At 61.0% G+C, this 16,520-nt stretch carries 11 protein-coding genes and 1 pseudogene; 4 read left to right on the forward strand and 8 right to left on the reverse strand.

The genetic code is table 11. The features are described from left to right. Positions 1 to 82 precede the first annotated feature (82 nt). Complete coding sequence (locus tag K1T73_RS10420) at positions 83 to 2,323, forward strand: DUF6538 domain-containing protein (protein WP_220600648.1); 2,241 nt, start codon at positions 83 to 85, stop codon at positions 2,321 to 2,323. Positions 2,324 to 2,527: 204 nt separating this feature from the next. Further along, positions 2,528 to 3,751, forward strand: coding sequence for a tyrosine-type recombinase/integrase (locus K1T73_RS10425; protein WP_220600649.1), 1,224 nt, complete (start codon positions 2,528 to 2,530; stop codon positions 3,749 to 3,751). Positions 3,752 to 4,203: 452 nt separating this feature from the next. Here K1T73_RS10425 and K1T73_RS10430 read toward each other — a convergent pair whose 3' ends face one another. The 5 genes from K1T73_RS10430 to K1T73_RS10450 all read right to left on the reverse strand — a co-directional run bounded on the left by K1T73_RS10430 (position 4,204) and on the right by K1T73_RS10450 (position 10,925). Continuing rightward, positions 4,204 to 5,532: a hypothetical protein gene (locus K1T73_RS10430; protein ID WP_220600650.1), complete on the reverse strand. Its 1,329-nt coding sequence runs from the start codon at positions 5,530 to 5,532 to the stop codon at positions 4,204 to 4,206. A gap of 38 nt (positions 5,533 to 5,570) precedes the next feature. Continuing rightward, on the reverse strand, positions 5,571 to 7,676 hold the full coding sequence (locus tag K1T73_RS10435; protein ID WP_220600651.1) for a tyrosine-type recombinase/integrase: 2,106 nt from the start codon (positions 7,674 to 7,676) through the stop codon (positions 5,571 to 5,573). Positions 7,677 to 8,066: 390 nt separating this feature from the next. Beyond that, positions 8,067 to 9,614, reverse strand: coding sequence for a DUF3987 domain-containing protein (locus tag K1T73_RS10440; RefSeq protein WP_220600652.1), 1,548 nt, complete (start codon positions 9,612 to 9,614; stop codon positions 8,067 to 8,069). A gap of 344 nt (positions 9,615 to 9,958) precedes the next feature. Further along, positions 9,959 to 10,414, reverse strand: coding sequence for a hypothetical protein (locus K1T73_RS10445; protein WP_220600653.1), 456 nt, complete (start codon positions 10,412 to 10,414; stop codon positions 9,959 to 9,961). 160 nt (positions 10,415 to 10,574) lie between these two features. Further along, the gene (locus K1T73_RS10450; protein ID WP_220600654.1) at positions 10,575 to 10,925 is read right to left on the reverse strand and encodes a hypothetical protein; all 351 of its coding nucleotides are present in this window, start codon (positions 10,923 to 10,925) and stop codon (positions 10,575 to 10,577) included. A 161-nt stretch (positions 10,926 to 11,086) separates the two neighbouring features. Here K1T73_RS10450 and K1T73_RS10455 point away from each other — a divergent pair, with 161 nt between their 5' ends. Further along, positions 11,087 to 11,563, forward strand: coding sequence for a hypothetical protein (locus tag K1T73_RS10455; RefSeq protein ID WP_220600655.1), 477 nt, complete (start codon positions 11,087 to 11,089; stop codon positions 11,561 to 11,563). Positions 11,564 to 12,801: 1,238 nt separating this feature from the next. Here K1T73_RS10455 and tnpC read toward each other — a convergent pair. From tnpC to tnpA, 3 genes and pseudogenes are all read right to left on the reverse strand, one after another. Further along, positions 12,802 to 14,353: pseudogene (gene tnpC, locus K1T73_RS10460) on the reverse strand (IS66 family transposase). Positions 14,354 to 14,407: 54 nt separating this feature from the next. Continuing rightward, a complete protein-coding gene (gene tnpB, locus K1T73_RS10465; RefSeq protein ID WP_220600656.1) occupies positions 14,408 to 14,758 on the reverse strand; it encodes an IS66 family insertion sequence element accessory protein TnpB in 351 nt (116 codons plus the stop codon). Further along, complete coding sequence (tnpA, locus tag K1T73_RS18060; protein WP_409077701.1) at positions 14,758 to 15,171, reverse strand: IS66-like element accessory protein TnpA; 414 nt, start codon at positions 15,169 to 15,171, stop codon at positions 14,758 to 14,760. The genes tnpB and tnpA overlap by 1 nt, the downstream gene beginning before the upstream one ends. A 488-nt stretch (positions 15,172 to 15,659) precedes the next feature. Here tnpA and K1T73_RS10475 point away from each other — a divergent pair, with 488 nt between their 5' ends. After that, positions 15,660 to 16,517, forward strand: coding sequence for a phytanoyl-CoA dioxygenase family protein (locus tag K1T73_RS10475; RefSeq protein ID WP_220600657.1), 858 nt, complete (start codon positions 15,660 to 15,662; stop codon positions 16,515 to 16,517). Positions 16,518 to 16,520: the final 3 nt, after the last annotated feature.

Consider the following 16,520-nt stretch of genomic DNA (forward strand, 5'->3'; position numbering starts at 1 on the left):
AATGCGTGCACGCCGACCCCCGCGCCCCGATCCGCGGCCGCGATTCCAAGATGCCCTGAAACCTGTTTCGGAGGCAGTTGCCATGGCCGGAGTCGCACATACCCCCTACCTCGAAAAACGCCCCTCGGGCTTCTTTTTCCGCCGCCGGCTTCCGCGCGCGTTCCGGGAGATATCGAACCCTGGGCAGAAATCTGCCATCTGTCTCAGCCTGCGAACCGAGGTCCTCTTCGAAGCGAAGATCCTCGTCACGCGCCTGACGGCGCTCACGGACGCGGCCTTCGCGCTGACGACGGAGAGACCGATGGATCACTTGAGTGCGCAACATGTCACGCTGCTGAGCGAACTGGCCCGGTTCCAGATCGCCGCCCACGAGGCCGCGCGGGCGATGGCTGATCCCCGCTCCGAGGTGGCTGCCAATTTCGCGGCAGAGGCCGAGCGCGCGAACCAGGACATGCTGCGCCGCGCGCTGGCGCTCGGCGATCGGTCCCCGGTCACTGATCCCCTGCGTGAGATGGCCAATCGCATGGGCGTGACGCTGGACGAGAGCACCGCCGACTGGCGCGCGCTCGCGTTCGAGGCTCTGCGTGTGATGCTCGACGTGTCGCGCGAACGGGAAAAGCGCGAGGTGGGAACCTACGACGAGATGACGCCGATCTTCCGGTCGGTGATGGCGAGCCGGTCGGCCGCCCCGGCCGCCGCCCTGCCGGCAGTCGCGGCGCAGGCTGTGGCACCCGCTCTTGCCGTGCCGGCCGCCAGCGCGCCGACCGCGAGTCCCATGGCGGAGCCGGCCACGGCGACTGCCGCCGCGCCGGCCGAAATCGAGGTGGCGGCTCCTGCCCAGGCGCCCGCCGGGTCCTTCGCGGCCCCGGCCGCGAATGTGGACACACCGGCGGCAGCGCCGGAACCGCCTGCGGCGGCCTCAGCGAGCGTGCTCCGGAACACCGCGACCCGCGATGACGACACCGCGTTCCGGATTAAAATGCGCCCGCCGCTCCTCAAGAACATCGACCTGAGGGATCTCTCGCCCGGAATGCAGGAGATTCTGCACACCAAGCCACGCGGCATCACGCTTCTCGAAGGAATCAGGCTCATGAAGGAGCTCAAGACCGCCGGCTACGGCGAAGATTTCTCCCAGAAACAAACGGCCGACGCCGATGCCGGCCAGCGATGGATCAAGGACAGCACGAGCAAGGCCCGCTTCGCCGAAACCTACTGGGTCGAATTCGTCGGCGATGTCGCCTTCGAGCGCGTCGAGGAAGAGGCGATCCGGGATGCCATGAAGCTGCTGCCGCGGCTGCCGAACAAGCATTCCAAGGGAAAGGACAAGCTCCTTGCCAGGAACGGTTTCGCGGTCCTCGTGGACGATATCGATGCCGAAGAAGAGCGTGCGGAGAAGGACAACCTGAAGGCGCTCGAAGGCTGCAAAGGCATCACCGAGGCGGACCGGGAAAAGGCGGCTTTGGATGCACGCATCCCGCGTCTGCGCTCCGAAACCCGCGCAAAGCATCATCGCTTCATCAATTCGGTCGGCCGCATGCTCTTTGATCTGCAACTGATCGACAGCAACCCCTTCGCGATCTGTGCCGTCTCCAACGCCGACAAGAAACGTTGGCAGAAGATGGAGGAGAAACGCAAGCGGACCTATTGGGATGACCGGATCTACACCTTTCTGCGCTCGCCAGCCTTCCAGGGACCTTTCGCGGACCCCGGAGCGCCGCTCTACTGGATCCCGCTCATCGCGCGCCTGATGGGGTTGCGCGAAGAAGAGGCCTGCCAGCTCGGACCGGACGACTTCGGCTCCGTGCGCGGTATCCACTACCTCGACGTGAAATGCATCGACGGCAACCGGGTGAAGACCGAAGAATCCCAGCGCCGCATTCCGGTTCATCCGATCCTGATCGAGCTCGGCCTCCTGAAGCTCGCCGAACTTCGCCGGAAGCAGGGCAAACATCGCCTTTTCCCCGACCTGACGCGCGGCAAAACCAAGGGGCGCTACTCCGAGAATTTCTCCAAGAAGTTCACCTATTATCGTCAGACCAACAATTGCTACTGGCAGGGCCTTGATCTGCATGCCATGCGCACGTCGTTTAATTCGGACCTGATGAACCAGGACAAGTCCGACGCCTTCCGGTGCATCCTGATGGGCCATGAGGCGCCCGACACGGGAGCTCGCGACTATGATCAGGGCGTGCAGATGCAGAAGCTCCTGGAGCGTATCTGCGATGTCGAACTCGATGTTTCGATGATTGCCCGCCCGTTCGCTGACACGAAGCGCGCAAGACAGCGCGGCAATGTTATCGATCTCAGCAGCGTTGCCCGCTGATCGCTCATTGCATTCCCTGCGCGCAAGTGCACCGCGCTATTCCGCGAATTGCAGGGGAGCGCCTTGGCGCTCTCTCAACACGTCCTGTTCACGCACGCGTGATCAATTTGCGGACTCTTTCTTTGCAAAGGCTGATCTATGTCAACTCACGCCAAGAAATTCGGTGCATAGGGGGGCCATTCATATCTCAAAGAGACGCAGGAAATGCACGATATCTTCGCACCTCGCACCGCCTTCGCATCACTCCTGGTGGCTTCCTCGCGGCGTACGCCCCGATCCCTTCACGAAGCCGGGGATCTTTCGATCCAATCAAGAGCGGTTCTCGCCGGAGAGCGGCAGATCTGCCTCGAGGCCGCCTTCGACCTCTACATCGAGCTGAAGGCGCAGGGATATCGTCCTGGCAATCACCGGCTCGATGTGGCCCGTGGGCAGTCCTGGCGTCAACACAGTTCTGCAAGTACGGCCAGTGCCAAGCGCGTCTGGCAGCGGGTCTTGGGAAATCCGTTGTTCTTCGGCATCGAGCGGGCCGATGTCGCCCGCGCGCTGCAGGAAATTCGGAACCTGCCGAAATATCATGGAAAACACCAAGGCGGAGGTGATGCCGCCGATGAAAACGGCCGAATGGATCAAGACCCGTCTGCCCAAGCGCCCATCAGCGCCGCGACCTTTATGAGAATCGGTCGAACGGCGCGCCAGGTCGGCGATCTCCTGATTGATCTGGGTCTCGCAGTAGACAACCCCTTCGATCTCTGCAGCTGGTCGCTAACGGCGGAGGCTCACCTCCGGCGGCAGGATCAGCCAGGGAACCGGGCGCGCGATCTGCATGAGGTCGATGTCTACCTGTCCTTGCCGATCTTCCGTGGCATCATCGGGGAGGCTGGCGATCCGCTGTTCTGGGTGCCGCTCCTGATGCGGCTCGGCGGTTTGCGCCTCGGCGAAGCTGTCCATCTCGCGCCCGCCGATCTGCAGTATCGTGACGGCATACCGGTCATCTGCATTGCCTCCATTGATCGGGATGCGAAGACAGCCGGTTTTCGTCGGGAGGCTCCCGTAGCCCGGAGACTGCAGGATCTTGGCCTCATCGACCTGTTCGAACTGCGCCGGAAACAGAGGGAGGTGGTGCTGTTCCCGGAGTTATCGGAGCATCGGCCCAGGGCTGACATGGCGCGGTTCCGCAGGCATTTCGTCCGCTACTGCGCGGCGCATGGGATCAAAGCCTCGGCCCTGCATTTTAATGATTTCCGGAAGGCCTTGCATCGTCGGCTCCTTGAAATGGGCTGCCCGGTAGATGTCGCGCGGGTGGCCCTGGGTCACGTGGCGCGCGAGACGCAAGTTCCATTCCTCGACGACAACCTGCGCGCGGCGGTTTACGATGCGTTGGCCAAGGCAGGCGAGGATCTTCCTGACATTGTTGGCCCGTTTCAGTAATCAGCGGCATTGCAAAGGCCCGGAATGAAGCTCGGGCTTTTCTTGCTATACCCCTGATCGATGCTCTCGGCGGCACGTCGATGCTCCCGAACTTGCAGCATCTCGCGAAGGCCACGCGGATTGCAAAGACACTGGGTGATTTGATCGCCATGCATTATCAGAGCCCGTTGGTGAAGGCAGGCGGTCGCTTGGATTTGTCCGAGCGCGATGACGGGCTCTCGCGCCGATGAGCCGGGCATCGCGCTCGTTTGATGCTTCTTTCGATCTCGGCGCGCCTCGCCAGAATTGAAGCCTGTAGAACAATCCGAAAGTGATTGACGGAAGTTGAAGCAGCCCACGGAAAATGTTGATAGCGGGGCCATTCCATCCCGTGCGGGTGATGGTGCCCCGTGCTCAACACGCGACGGAAACAAGGGAAAACAAGGAAATCGGCGGCAGCCGGCAGAACGGGATCAGAGGATCAGCTCCGCCGAGTTCGTGCGCCGCCTCTCGATGAAGTCCTCGAATTCGCCGGCGGATCTATGTCCTTCCGCATGATCATAATGCCGGAGCGTAATGGCCTCGTCGACGTGCCGAAGAAGCGTCTTCGCAGCATAGGCACCGCCGGTCAGATGTTCCGAGGCTTCCGTGGCGACATTGTCGCGAAACCGGTGGATTGGAATGCGCACGCCGAACTCCTTCTCGGTCAGGTCGCCTGTCAACCGGCCAATCTGCTTCGCAGTGACGGCGCCGCGCTTCCCGTGGACCGATGGGAAGAGGTGGAGCCCATCGTCGAAGAGAGGTCGGAAATCCGCGCGATAAGCATGCAGGGCCTCCGCAAGCCCCGGGTTCTCGAAGATCACGGCATAGCTTTCCTGGGTTTTGCGGGCTTCCGGATATTTCAGGGCTTCGCCAGGCAGGTTCACAAGGAGATGCGTGCGGTCGATCAACGTCAGCGTCCGGTCGAATTCGAGCCATGTCAGCGCGCGGGCGCGCTCCGGGAGCGCGGCCCCCACGGCGAGGATGAGACCGTTGCGAAAAGTGGTTGCCGCCCGGATACCGCGGACGGGCCGTGAATGCGCCTCGGCCATCATGCGGAAGCCGAACCGGTAGAGTGCACTCGCCCCCACCAGCTGGCTGCCAGTCTTTGTCACGGCCCCCTGCGCCCTTGCCCGCTCCCGCCAGTCCGCAGCCACGAAGCCGCAGGCCTCCGAATGGAAATGCCCACCTGCCGCAACGGCCAGCCCGGCCAGGATCCTCTGGAGGTAGTTCCCGGCCGTGCCTGTGGTCGTCGGCTGTCGATCGGACGTCGCCTGGACGAGGTGGCAGGCATATCGGTGAAACGCCGATGCCTTGGGAAGCAGAGGCAGACCCTTTGCGGCACAGTAGGTGACCCAGCGATCGAGTGCGGATAGGACCGATTTTGTGTAATCGACACTCCAGATCGTTTTTCCGAGAACCGCCTGTCCCTTCCTGGAGACGGCGATCTGATCGGCGAGCGGCTCCTGCCATTGGGCTGGCAGAGACGCGATCATCTGTGCCGCCGTCTCCCAGGGGCATCGGTCGGGCGCCTTGACCGAGACCCGTGCCTCCCTGAGCACGCGCGCGAAATGCGCAGTCTTCTCGGTGCCCAGGGCCTCGGCCGCCACCCGTTGAAGATGGGCGAATTCCGCAAAGGCCGCGGCACCGACCTCGTCGACCCGCGCGGCCAGATGGTCGGTCAACGCCTCGCGCGATGGAGCAGCGTCCAAGGGCGATGCATCGCGAAGCTCGCGCAAGAGCGCAAGATGATCGTTCATCATGTCATGTCCAGGAATTTGAGGGATCGCTGAACGGCCGCTCACGCGGCCGTTTTCGTCTTGGTTTCGAGATAAGCCTGCCAGCCATCCATGACGAGAGTCTCATCGAGCTCGGCATAGTATTCGACCGTTGTCTGCAGGCTTTTGTGGCCGAGCAGGCGCTGGACACGCGGCAGATTGTCCATGCTTTCCTTGAGCCAAATCCATCCGATAAGATGCCGGTAGAGATGTGGATTGATCTGCACCCCGACATGCTGATGAAGCAGGCGTGTCACACGTTTCAGGATCCCGCGATAAGGCGCGTCGATCTCGAACGTGCCGCCCTCCTGACGCGGAAACAGGTGTGGATTTTCCTTGTCGTCAGGGTGGACGAGTTTTGGGCGGATCTTCTCGATATAATTCTGCATCAGCCTGCTGGCGCGTCCGCCCAGCCGAACGACGTAATCCGGGTCGCCCGCTTTCCGCCCCTTCACCTCCGGTGCCGGGATGGAAAGAACCGCCTTTCCGTCCTGGAACGCAATCCAGTCGAGCCGCGCTTCGATGACATTCGCGCTGCGCGGCGCGCGCGTGAGCAGGATGTCATGCGCCAGCACAGCCGCGATATCGCGGGCCAAGTCGAGGTCGATTGCGGCGAGGCGATCCGGCAGGCGTCCCGTCTTCTTCCTGGCCGCCTTCCGCCGCCGATCGATCTCGGCGTTGATCCCTGTCATCACGGTCCCGGACAGGTCGATCGTCGACTGGATGCGGGCTTCGGTGAATTCCCGCAGTTTCTTCTTGTTCTTCGGAGCTATGCCTCGGCGGCCAGTTTCATAGAACCGGATCAGGGCTCTGATGTCATCGACATCCTGCTCCGAGGCGGCGGCGTAGCCGACGGCGATCTTCTTCATCGCCTTGAGCACGGAAACGAGATAGCCGGTGTCCTTCCGCCCCCCGTTGGCTTCGAAGAGGGCGGCAGCCGCCGCCTCCAGGACCTGGTAATCCGTGAGAGCACGCATGTCGGGGGCGATGATGTCGTGTGATGCTGCCAAGGCCTTCGCCAACGAGACAGTGTAGCCGCGACGGGTCGCGATGGTATCCTCGGACCAGCGGTGATCCGTGGTCAGAAAACCGTATTCCCGCATCTTCGACTCTCGGCGCTCCACGCGCTCCGCATTGGTGGATTGTCCGGGCAGCTTCGATTTCTCGGCCATGCTCTTCTGAAGCTGGGCCTTCAACTCAGAAAGCGAATCCGTGTCCTGCTGCTCCTCCCGGTCCAGTGCTTCCAAGAAGGCTTCGTAGGTCACTCCGTCGCGGGAGATCTCTCCAACCGCCCAAGGGGCCACTCGGGTGTCGAACTCGGTCAGCAAAGCCTCGAAGAGGCCGGTGTCGACACCGAACTTGTCGCGACGATCCGAGAATGGCGACGCCATGGCCTTGAACCCGAAATGTGAGGTGCACGGGTGGCTTTCGAGATGACGAAGAAGCGTGACCACGTTGCCGACATGCTTGCGGCATTTTGTTTCCGTCACGACCCCGGTCTCGAGCCGATGCGCGTAGTAGTCCGCCAGTATCGCGGTCGTGATCTGGCCGGGCAAGATCCCGCGATCAAACAGATAGACGAAGAATGGCCCGGCTTTCAGTCGGCAATCCGCCGGGATATCGGACTCCTTCGCGGCCTCGTAGGCCTCGGCCCAGATGCCGCCGATATCGGTGACACCGTGCGGGCGATTGCGAACGCCATGTTGGTCGATGGCGGCGAGGATATCAGACTTGTAGGTAGAACGGCTTCCCTTCGAGAGCCCGAGACTGGCCGCGTTGTGGTGCGCGAAGAACTCGATGACGTCGTGTCGGCAGACCGGCCGATTTGTATACCAGTTCGCCTTGCGCATGATCCAGCGGACCCGGCTTGCAAGGGTTTTCTGGCCAGCCCCTTCCAATTTCTCGACCAGTGCGCCAAAGGACAAAGCTGACGAACCGACCGCAGCACGCACGAGGTCTCGACCAGTCGCCTTCGAGAGCGCGACCAGAGTCTTGTGCCGCGGCTTCAGGCCTTCGATCGAAAGAATATCGGATACGTTTTTCTGATTCAGCCCTGCCCGCAGCGAAAGGGCGCGCATGCTCTCGCCGGTTTCTTTCAAATGGGCCTGAAGTTCATCGCGAAGGGTCATGTTCATTCCTCTGGTGAAACTGCGACCATCACTCGTCATCGAGCTCGAGATCCGGCCTTCCATCGTCAGAAGGCCGGGATCGATGCTCGAAGAGAACGACGTCCTCCTCCGTCGCGAACCAGCGCCGCCCCAGCTTTCGGGCGGGTAATTTCACCCGTCCTTCTCCGGTCGGGCAGCCCTTCCTGATCCAGTCACTGATACAGCGCGGCGTGCACCTGAATCGCGCTGCAAGCTCCTCTGTCGTATATATTTTCCTTGCCATTTCCGCCTTCTCCTTGCTCGGCATGAACGGAAATAGGCAAACAGGGACGGCGAACCCAAACGCCGCAACAGAAATTTTCTGCCGCAGCGTCGAGATACTGCTGACTGGTGGGGCGTACGCCTGACGGGTCACTCCGTGCCTGTCATGGGCAGATGGAACTGGACCACGTTGCCCTCCAGACCATTGTCGGCTTCCAGATCACGGCTGGTCGCTGGCATATCGCCCTGACCACGACGCAATTCGCGTAGGCGGCGCTCATTGCGCTTGCGTTCGTTCAGCAGGAGCCGCGCCTGTATCTCGTCCCGGCGCGCCTGGATAGCCGAGGTTTTCTCCCGCGCATCGCTCGCCGCATCGAACAGCCCCGGCATTTCCTCGATCTGGTTCAGCACCGAGAGGATCTCGGCGATCTCGCCTTTATCGAACTGCGCCCGCTGCTGCTTGCTGAGAGCCCGGCTGACCTCCCGGCCTGTCACGGCCTTGCCCGCTTCCGACACGCGAGTACTGGCGTCGGAAATGATCTGGATCCGAGATGTGTTCGGCTGGTCGTATTGCTGAACGATATTGAGGGCGCTGACGAAGTGATATTCCGCGAAGCGAGTGGCGAGATCGGCTGTTTCCACGTCGATCGGCCGACGCGACTTGCCGAGCAGGAAATGCAATATCATCAGGTAACGCAACACGGCGAATCCGATCCTCCGGATGAACGATGCCGGAAGCGCGCTCTGGCCCCAAGATTTGCGCAGGCTGCCCCACCATGCCCTGAGAAAGGGTAGGACCTCGTCATTCAGGGTGTAGGGATCGCAGGCGCCGTCCTGCGCACAGAGAGCCTCCCAGGTATCAGAAAGCGCGTTTCGGCGCAGCTCCACGCGCTCTCCTTCGAAGTAGAGGAAGTGATCGAAGAGGTCGGCGTCGTCGCGTGGAACGGCCACGTAATAGCCGAACCTCTGGCAGAACCCATCGAGCATGCTCGTGATATCGATATCGGAGCGCCAGGTATCGACAACCGTCAGGCCATGAAACGTGAAATATGGCCGCTCGATGACGAGCTTGTTCCTCTCGCTCTTGAGCCGGTTAGCGATGGGCTTGTGCGAATAGACGTCAAGGCACCAGGGCTTGATGCGGCGGTAGTTTCCTTCCGTGAGAATGCTTTTGAAGGTCTTTCCGACTTCATCCTGGAACCAGAACGCGCCATTGTTGTCATGCAGTTCCACGATCCACTGGGCATCAGTGCACCCGGTCGCGAGACGGTTCAGGGACGGGGCATCGCCCCGCGAGACAATGCGGTCGATTTCCTCGGAGGCGAGCGTCTTGGAAGAACCGGAGCCTGCAAGGCCGATTGTCCACAGAGTCGGCAGAACGCGTCCGACCCCTGGAACCTCGAGGCAGGCCCCGTTCTGCGTCAGAAAGGACGCGGCGATCATGACGACATGCATGATCGGCAGGGCATACGAGATGTCCGTATCCTCAAAATGACGCACGATGCGCTCCAGAAAACTGCCTTTAGGAATCAGGCTCCGGATATCGAATTCCTCCGGTGCCGCCTTGATGGCCAGCATCTGGATGAGCGCCTCGCGTTCGGACCTGGTGAGGCGGCGGGTTCCCTTCCTGGTCTTGACGGTCAGTTCGCTGAGGAGGACGTGGTCCGCAGAGGTCGGGTTCTTTCCTGTGGTGTTCATGGTCACTTCTGCCTTTCGTTGTAGACAAGACGTGCATCCATCGATTTCCCCGCGGAAATGATCACCGACATATTTTTAATAAGCCTTTGTTATATCATTATTTTATTTGAAGATTGGAGCCGACATCGAGCCGACAGGTCTTGGCCCATCAAGCATTCGCCCAAGGACTCCTGCACTGCGGACATCCAGTCCTCGGCGATGACCGGGCGAGTTTGCCGTTGGTGGCTACGCCGCAAGGAGCGCCTGGAACCCGCGTTACACAGTGCACCGAATGGAAGACCCATGCGCATGCCGGTCGGTAAGCGGGGGACCAGGGAAATTCCTTACAACTGATCAACCTTGATTTAGAGGTCGTCCATATGGTCGGTGAAATAGTGTTCTGGAATTTCCAGCAAGAGAGCATCGAGTTCGTCGGCCACGAAACAGACCTCGCGCCTAATTCGCCAGCTGGGAGGAAAAAACTTTGCCAGCGCTGCCTCAGCGCTCCTCGAGTCAGGAAGGTCGTCGAGGAACACCAACTCAAGCAAGCGCTCAAGTTCCCTGACATGCAGACGCGTGAGGCATCTGGCCGTCCGCACGGCATCGATGAGGCAAAACACCGAACGGCTGGCCGAGCCACCTCCGAGTATGTAGGCGAAGTCGGCCAATGCCGAACCGTGAACCTCCAGGAATTCCCGAACAGAGTCGAGATCTGCGGCTGCGTGCTGAGGGTGAGAAGAAATGAGTGTCGCGTCGACTTGCACCATCTCCATCTCCTTTCTTTTCTTGCTGGAACGCGGGAACGCGTCAGCTTCAAGCACCCGATTCCTCCTTTTTCTCGGGTTTTTCGGGGGCGGTACGCGGCTGTAGCAGCAGCATGTTCCTTACGAACCGCGGGTTGGAATTCTGGGCGCCGCATCATGCGCGCGATGCGTGCTTGGATAGCCGCGCCCGGCACACGGGCGCAGCCTGTAAGCGCTGTCAGCCTGCCCTTGTAAATCCGACAAGGAGTTCACTCATGCGGGCGCCATGCCAGCGGGTCGCATCGGAAGCATAGAAATTCCGCTCGCGGCCAATGCGGTCGAGCGACGAAGGTGTCTGCCCGGCCAGAACCCGCTCGATATCGCGCAGTGCGGCTTCGATGACGGTGGGTTGCGGAACGGGCTTTTCGAACTCGTTGTGCAGATCGCAGAGCGCATCGATCGCAAGAGGATCGTCGATCTCCTCGAGCAGATGGCACAGGCTGCGCCCATGTTCGCGCAAATGCTGCCCTGCGGCCGCAATGCCGCATTGGGGGGCGAGGTTGAGGGCGAGGTGGTCGGGGTTGAGCATGGTTTACTCCTCTGCATGCCGGTGGGTGGGTGGATTTGCCTGATCTGTCGGCGTCAAGTTTTCAGCATGCGTTGGGAAAATCGTGTGGGTGATGGCCTCTCCTGGTTTGCTGTTGAAAATGACATTGGCCAGATTTCGGCACGGCGAAGAAAAAATTTGGCATGGTCCAGAAATTCTCACGCCGCATGGTTTTCGCACCGCCGCTGAATGCTGGCGGCAGTGCGAGTTGCGTCTTATACAGCCCAATGCGGCTCTGTTCGGACCACACCGGCCTTGCGCAGGGCGTCCTCCAGGCCATCGGCGAGAAGGCATATTTCGGGAACAGCGGGGTCCTCGGGTTCGAGAAGCGCGAAGCATCCGGCATCTTCCCAAGATTCATCGAGCACATGCTCGAGAAAGAGCACATCGCGCAGCTGGAGAAGCAGGGATCGCATGCGGCGCGTCAGCCGGCCCGGCTGGCCAAGCCCGTCGAGGATCCCGCTGATGAGCCACGCGCCGCGGCGACCAGCGAGGAGAGCCGCGGCATGGCCGAGCGCCTCCGAATTCGTGGCGAGGAATTTCCGCAGCTCGAATTCGCCGCTCGACAGTACAGGAACACTGCCGTTGAAGAGATTTTCGTGATACATGATACCTCCTGATTGATGCGAATTTCCGGGGTTCGTCCCGGGGTCAGGAAAGTCGGAGGTCGGTGGTTGGCAGGCCGCTGGATCGTGCGCCTCACATTGAGGGCGCGCGAGGCGGCGGTCGGCATTACTATTGTTTCTCCTCTGGCCGGAAAAATCCGGCGGTTACGTTCGCTGGAAGTGAGATTGGCCGAGCTTCGGCAATACGAAACGATTTTTTGCATTTCGGGTTTTGCTTGACTGATCTCCAGCAATGGCATCTTTAGTCGTCGGGTTTTCCCGAACACACGCGGCTGCTCCAATGAGCGCAAGTAAGGCGCAGTGGAGCGGCAGGCCCGGCGAGCTCTTACAAAAGGGTTGTCAAGGCAGGCATCTGGAAGGCCTTGTCGCAACCGGGCTTCCTGAAGTGGGTAAGTGCCTTCATGCTCTCGGCGGTGAGTCCACCCAAGAGGAGATGATGTGGCGCATTTAATCAATTCCGCCATCCGCGCGGGCAGGAAGTGCACCAATCGATTTCAACACAGGAATGATCGCCGACATCTTTTACGTAAATCATTATCTTTTCACAACTTATCGTGATTTGGTGAGCCGACATCGAGCCGACAGGATGCGCCTTGTGGACAGATCAAATGAGGCGCTGCAGAACCGGCAAATGCGGTTCAGCGGAAACGGCGGACTATAACTGCCAGTGCCCGAGTCGCCTTGTGAATTTGGCACATGTGCCTGGCCCAGAGTACTTTTTCCCTGCGTCAGCACGTGCGCGCGATGCCAGGCCAAAGGGCCGGCATGATCGGCGGCCAAAATCAGCGTCGGCGCCGACGCAAGACCGAGCTCCGGCGCGCCTGCGTCCGCCAACCGGGGCGCGGCAATCGGCGGCCCGTCGGCATCAAAGCTGACCAAGAAGGGGTCCCGGTGAGCGGCCAACAGCAGGCCGTTGAAGACGACGAGACGTAGGGCGTCGCTCTTGCACTCGGCTCAGGACACGATGTGGATGGCGCGCAGCAGGACGCGGTCGGTGATGCCGGTCGGACTCGCCATGTCGCTCAGCGTCATCAGTGATTAACCTATCGATCCCTTGCAACAAATCTTTTTCACACCCAGAAACACGCGGAGGAATCTCGTCACCTGGCGGAATTCTTGCGTCATTTCGCGGAGGAATCTCGTCATTCGGCGGAATTTCTGCGTCAAATGGCGGAGAAATTGCGTCAGGGACCTCCCAAAATCTGTAAGCGGCGGCTGCGGCCCACGCGGGTTCAGCTTGACGGCGAGAAGTTCCATGGCAGGAGTTTGTCGATCCTGCTTTGCGGATGACCGGCGGCGATGGCTTCGAAGGTGGCCTTGAGATAGGCGAAGGGCTCGACGCCGTTGATCTTTGCGGTCTCGATGAGCGACGCAATGCGGCCCCAGGCACGTCCACCTTCGTCATGTCCGGCGAACAATGCGTTCTTTCTGTTCAGAGCAATGGGCCGGATCAGGTTCTCGACGCCGTTGGAGTCGATCTCGACCCGCCCATCCTGCAGGAAGGTCTGCAAACCCTCCCAGTGACGGTGGATGTAGGCGAGCTTCTCTCCCAAACGCGACTTGGCGGAGATGCGCAGGCGCTGGTGTTGCAGCCACTCACCGAACTCGGCCACGAGGGGTGCGGTGCGCACTTGGCGGGCCGAGAGGCGCTGTCCCGGAGCCGCGCCGCGGATGTCCGCCTCGACCTTGTAGAACTCGGCAATCCGGCGCAGCCCCTCGGCGGCGATCTGGGAGCCGTCGCGGTCGAACACCTCCTTCAGCTTGCGCCGCACGTGCGCCCAGCAATGCGCCACGCGGACCGGATCGCCACCCTTGCGGGCGCGGCGCGTCAGGCGGTTGTAACCTTGGTAGCCATCGAGTTGCAGGATGCCGTCAAAGCCCCGCAGGAACTTCTCCGCATTCTCTCCCGCGCGGCCCGGCGCATAGAAGAAGACCACGCCCGGAGGATCATCCCCGCCCCAGGCTCGATCATCGCGGGCCAGCGCCCACAGATAGCCGGTCTTGGTCCTGCCGCGTCCCGGGTCCAGCACCGGGGCGGTGGTCTCGTCCATGAACAGCTTGGTTGATGTCTTCAGATGTTCGCCCAGTCGGTCGACCACGGGGCCGAGATGGAAGGCGGCGGTGCCGACCCAGTCGGCCAACGTGCTGCGGTGGATGTCGATCCCGGACCGGGCGAGGATCCGGCTCTGTCGATACAATGGCAGATGATCGGCGTATTTGCTCACCAGCACATGCGCGATGGCGCCCTCGGTCGGCAGGCCGCCCTCGATGAGATGCGCCGGGGCCGGCGCCTGGATCACACCGTCGGTGCAGGCGCGACAGGCGTATTTGGGGCGAACGGTGACGATCACCCGCAGATGCGCGGGCACGATATCCAGCCGCTCGATGCGATCTTCGCCGATCTTGTGCATCTCACCGCAGCCACAGGGGGCATTGCATATTGTCCGGCGTGATCACGCGCTCGATGCGTGGCAGATCCTTGGGCAGGTTGCCCCGGTTGCGCCGGGCCGCACGCCGGGGCCGGCGCTCAGAAGGCGCCTGCGCCTCCTGCTTCTCCTCGGTCTCGGCGATCGCGACCTCAAGGTCCTCAAAGGTCAGCTGCCGGCCATCTTCGCCGAGCTTCTCCGACCGCTTGCCGTGAACCGCGTGGTTGAGCTCGGCGACCAGATGCTCGAGGCGCTTGTTGGCCTCCTTCAGCACATCCCGCTCGCGCAGCACCGCAGCGACAGCTTCGCGCTGCGCCTCGGGGATGGCGGATAGGTCGATGATCGATGCGGCGGGCATGGCGCAAGGATAGCCCGAACCGGTGTCGGATGCGCGTCCTTTCATGCGCCTGATTCATTCTGCCGCAGCCGGACGGCGGGTCTCCAGCGCCTTCACCTTGCGCCAGCCCAACCCGGCAAACAGCGCCTCGAACTGCGCCCGGTTCAGCATCATCACGCCACTCCGGATCGGCGGCCAGGTGAAGGTGGTCTCCTCGAGCCGTTTGTAGGCCATCACCAATCCGCTCCCATCCCAGAACAGGATCTTCAGCCTGTCGGCGCTCTTCGCCCGGAACAAAAACACGGTGCCGGTGAACGGGCCCTCCTCCAGGACCGATTGCACCAGCGCGGCGAGCCCGTCGTGACCCTTCCTGAAGTCCACCGGCTCGGTCGCCACCAGGATACGGACGGTATGGGACGGCATCATCACGATGACACCCCGAGCGAACGCACGATTTCGGCAATCCGCACCGCCGAGGTATCGGCGGCGAGTTCGATCGCCACGTCACCGAAGATCAGCCGCAGCTTGTCATCTGGTTGCCGGGAGGGCTCCGGCGCTTGCGGCGGTTCCGGGTCGCACAAAACCAGCGGCGCGAAGGTCGTCGGTGCAGTCGCCGTCTCCGCGGCGGGCAGGACCAGCTTGCCCTGCTTGGCCAGGCATCGCCACGCAGAAAGCTGGTTCGGCTTCACTCCGTAACGCCCGGCTACGGCGTTCACCGTTGCCCCCGGTTCCAGCGTCTCCGCGACGGCCTGTGCCTTCACGGCCTCCGGCCATCGCCGGTGCCCGCTCTCGAAAATCTCAACCCCGAGCGATCTGAGAAACGCAGTCTGAGCATCCATTGCGAAACGCACTCCCATCATAAGATGGGTATCACCTCGCAGTCCGCGCCGGGGCGAGCAACGTGTGGCTCAGCCACCGCTTACTTCCGAAAGAAAAGTGATGCGAGATATCGTGGCAATGGCCCTTCGGAGCATGCACGGCGCGGCCATCCCGGACAAGAGGGTCACCGCCTCGGGCGCAGGTGGCGTGATCTTTTGAAGCCGTTGGGACCAAAGGCCGAATTCAAGCTATTCCCGACTTCGCACAGATGCGACCACCGACATCGTCCCATGTAACCAATTCGATGCTGACTTCGGAAAATGAGTAGATCTCGAAATATCAGCGAACCACATTCGACACGATCATCAATGTCGATTTTGCGGGCCGGACTTTAGACTTGCGATTGCCAAGTGTGGTTGTGATATTGTCCAAGCCGTCTCAAAGCTTGTTCGCTACATTACACCAGTTATTATTTCCTTGAAACATGGCAAAACAAGGGGGCAACAGTATGTATCCGACTGGTCTTGACACCAATGTGCTTACGCACGGTGTGGCGGAGAAGAATACGACTTCCGGCGATATTGAAAGATGTATCGAAGAGTTGCGGATCAACGGATATGCGCTTGCGCAGAGCGGACTTGGCGACAGTGAACTTGCCCAGGCCCGGGACGTACTGGATCAGGTCTATTACCAACAGGCTGAAGAGGTCGGTGGCGAGGATAATTTGCGTCTCATGAAGGATGCAAACATCGCGCGCGCGGTCTGCGCCTATGATCCGCTTATGCTGAAAATTGCCACATTGCCTGTCATCATGGACGTCGCTGCCGCGTTCCTGAGGCAGTATTACGTTTTGATGTCTCACAATGGCATTCTGAACCAGCCAGGGCGCGACCACTACCAATTCACTTGGCATCGTGACCTGAACTACCAGCACTACACGTCTTCGCGGCCGCTGGCCCTGAGCGCTTTGCTGGCAGTTGATCCGTTCGATGAAGTGACCGGTGGAACCTATGTGCTGCCAGTGACGCATCTCTTTGAGACGTTTCCGTCGGACGAATTTGTGCGTAACCACCAGAAGGTCGTTGAATGTCCGCCTGGGACGATCATTTTTTTCGACGCCATGCTGTACCATCGCACGGGCAAGAACAGCTCGAACGGGGTTCGGCGCGCAGTGAATCACATCATCACGCCGCCAATGCTTCGCCAGCAGTACAATTTCAAGGAGATATTCGAGCAGCGAGGAGTCGAAGTCGAGGATCCGAAGGTGCGAGACTACCTTGGGTTCGAATACGAAATCCCAAAGAGCGTCAAGGAATGGCGTGAAGGCAAGATCGAAGCAGCCCGGGCGGCCGAGGGACGCCAATAGTGA

Origin of the sequence: Roseovarius sp. SCSIO 43702 (genome assembly GCF_019599045.1) — a bacterium.
In the GTDB taxonomy this organism is placed as follows: domain Bacteria; phylum Pseudomonadota; class Alphaproteobacteria; order Rhodobacterales; family Rhodobacteraceae; genus Roseovarius.

Coding starts and splice junctions, on each gene's coding strand:
- K1T73_RS10435 (WP_220600651.1), bottom strand. CDS start 7,676: ATGACCCTTCGCGATGAACTTCAGGCCCATTTGAAAGAAACCGGCGAG.
- K1T73_RS10455 (WP_220600655.1), top strand. CDS start 11,087: ATGGTCCAGAAATTCTCACGCCGCATGGTTTTCGCACCGCCGCTGAAT.
- K1T73_RS10430 (WP_220600650.1), bottom strand. CDS start 5,532: ATGATGAACGATCATCTTGCGCTCTTGCGCGAGCTTCGCGATGCATCG.
- K1T73_RS10475 (WP_220600657.1), top strand. CDS start 15,660: ATGTATCCGACTGGTCTTGACACCAATGTGCTTACGCACGGTGTGGCG.
- tnpA (WP_409077701.1), bottom strand. CDS start 15,171: ATGGATGCTCAGACTGCGTTTCTCAGATCGCTCGGGGTTGAGATTTTC.
- K1T73_RS10425 (WP_220600649.1), top strand. CDS start 2,528: ATGCACGATATCTTCGCACCTCGCACCGCCTTCGCATCACTCCTGGTG.
- K1T73_RS10440 (WP_220600652.1), bottom strand. CDS start 9,614: ATGAACACCACAGGAAAGAACCCGACCTCTGCGGACCACGTCCTCCTC.
- K1T73_RS10420 (WP_220600648.1), top strand. CDS start 83: ATGGCCGGAGTCGCACATACCCCCTACCTCGAAAAACGCCCCTCGGGC.
- tnpB (WP_220600656.1), bottom strand. CDS start 14,758: ATGATGCCGTCCCATACCGTCCGTATCCTGGTGGCGACCGAGCCGGTG.
- K1T73_RS10450 (WP_220600654.1), bottom strand. CDS start 10,925: ATGCTCAACCCCGACCACCTCGCCCTCAACCTCGCCCCCCAATGCGGC.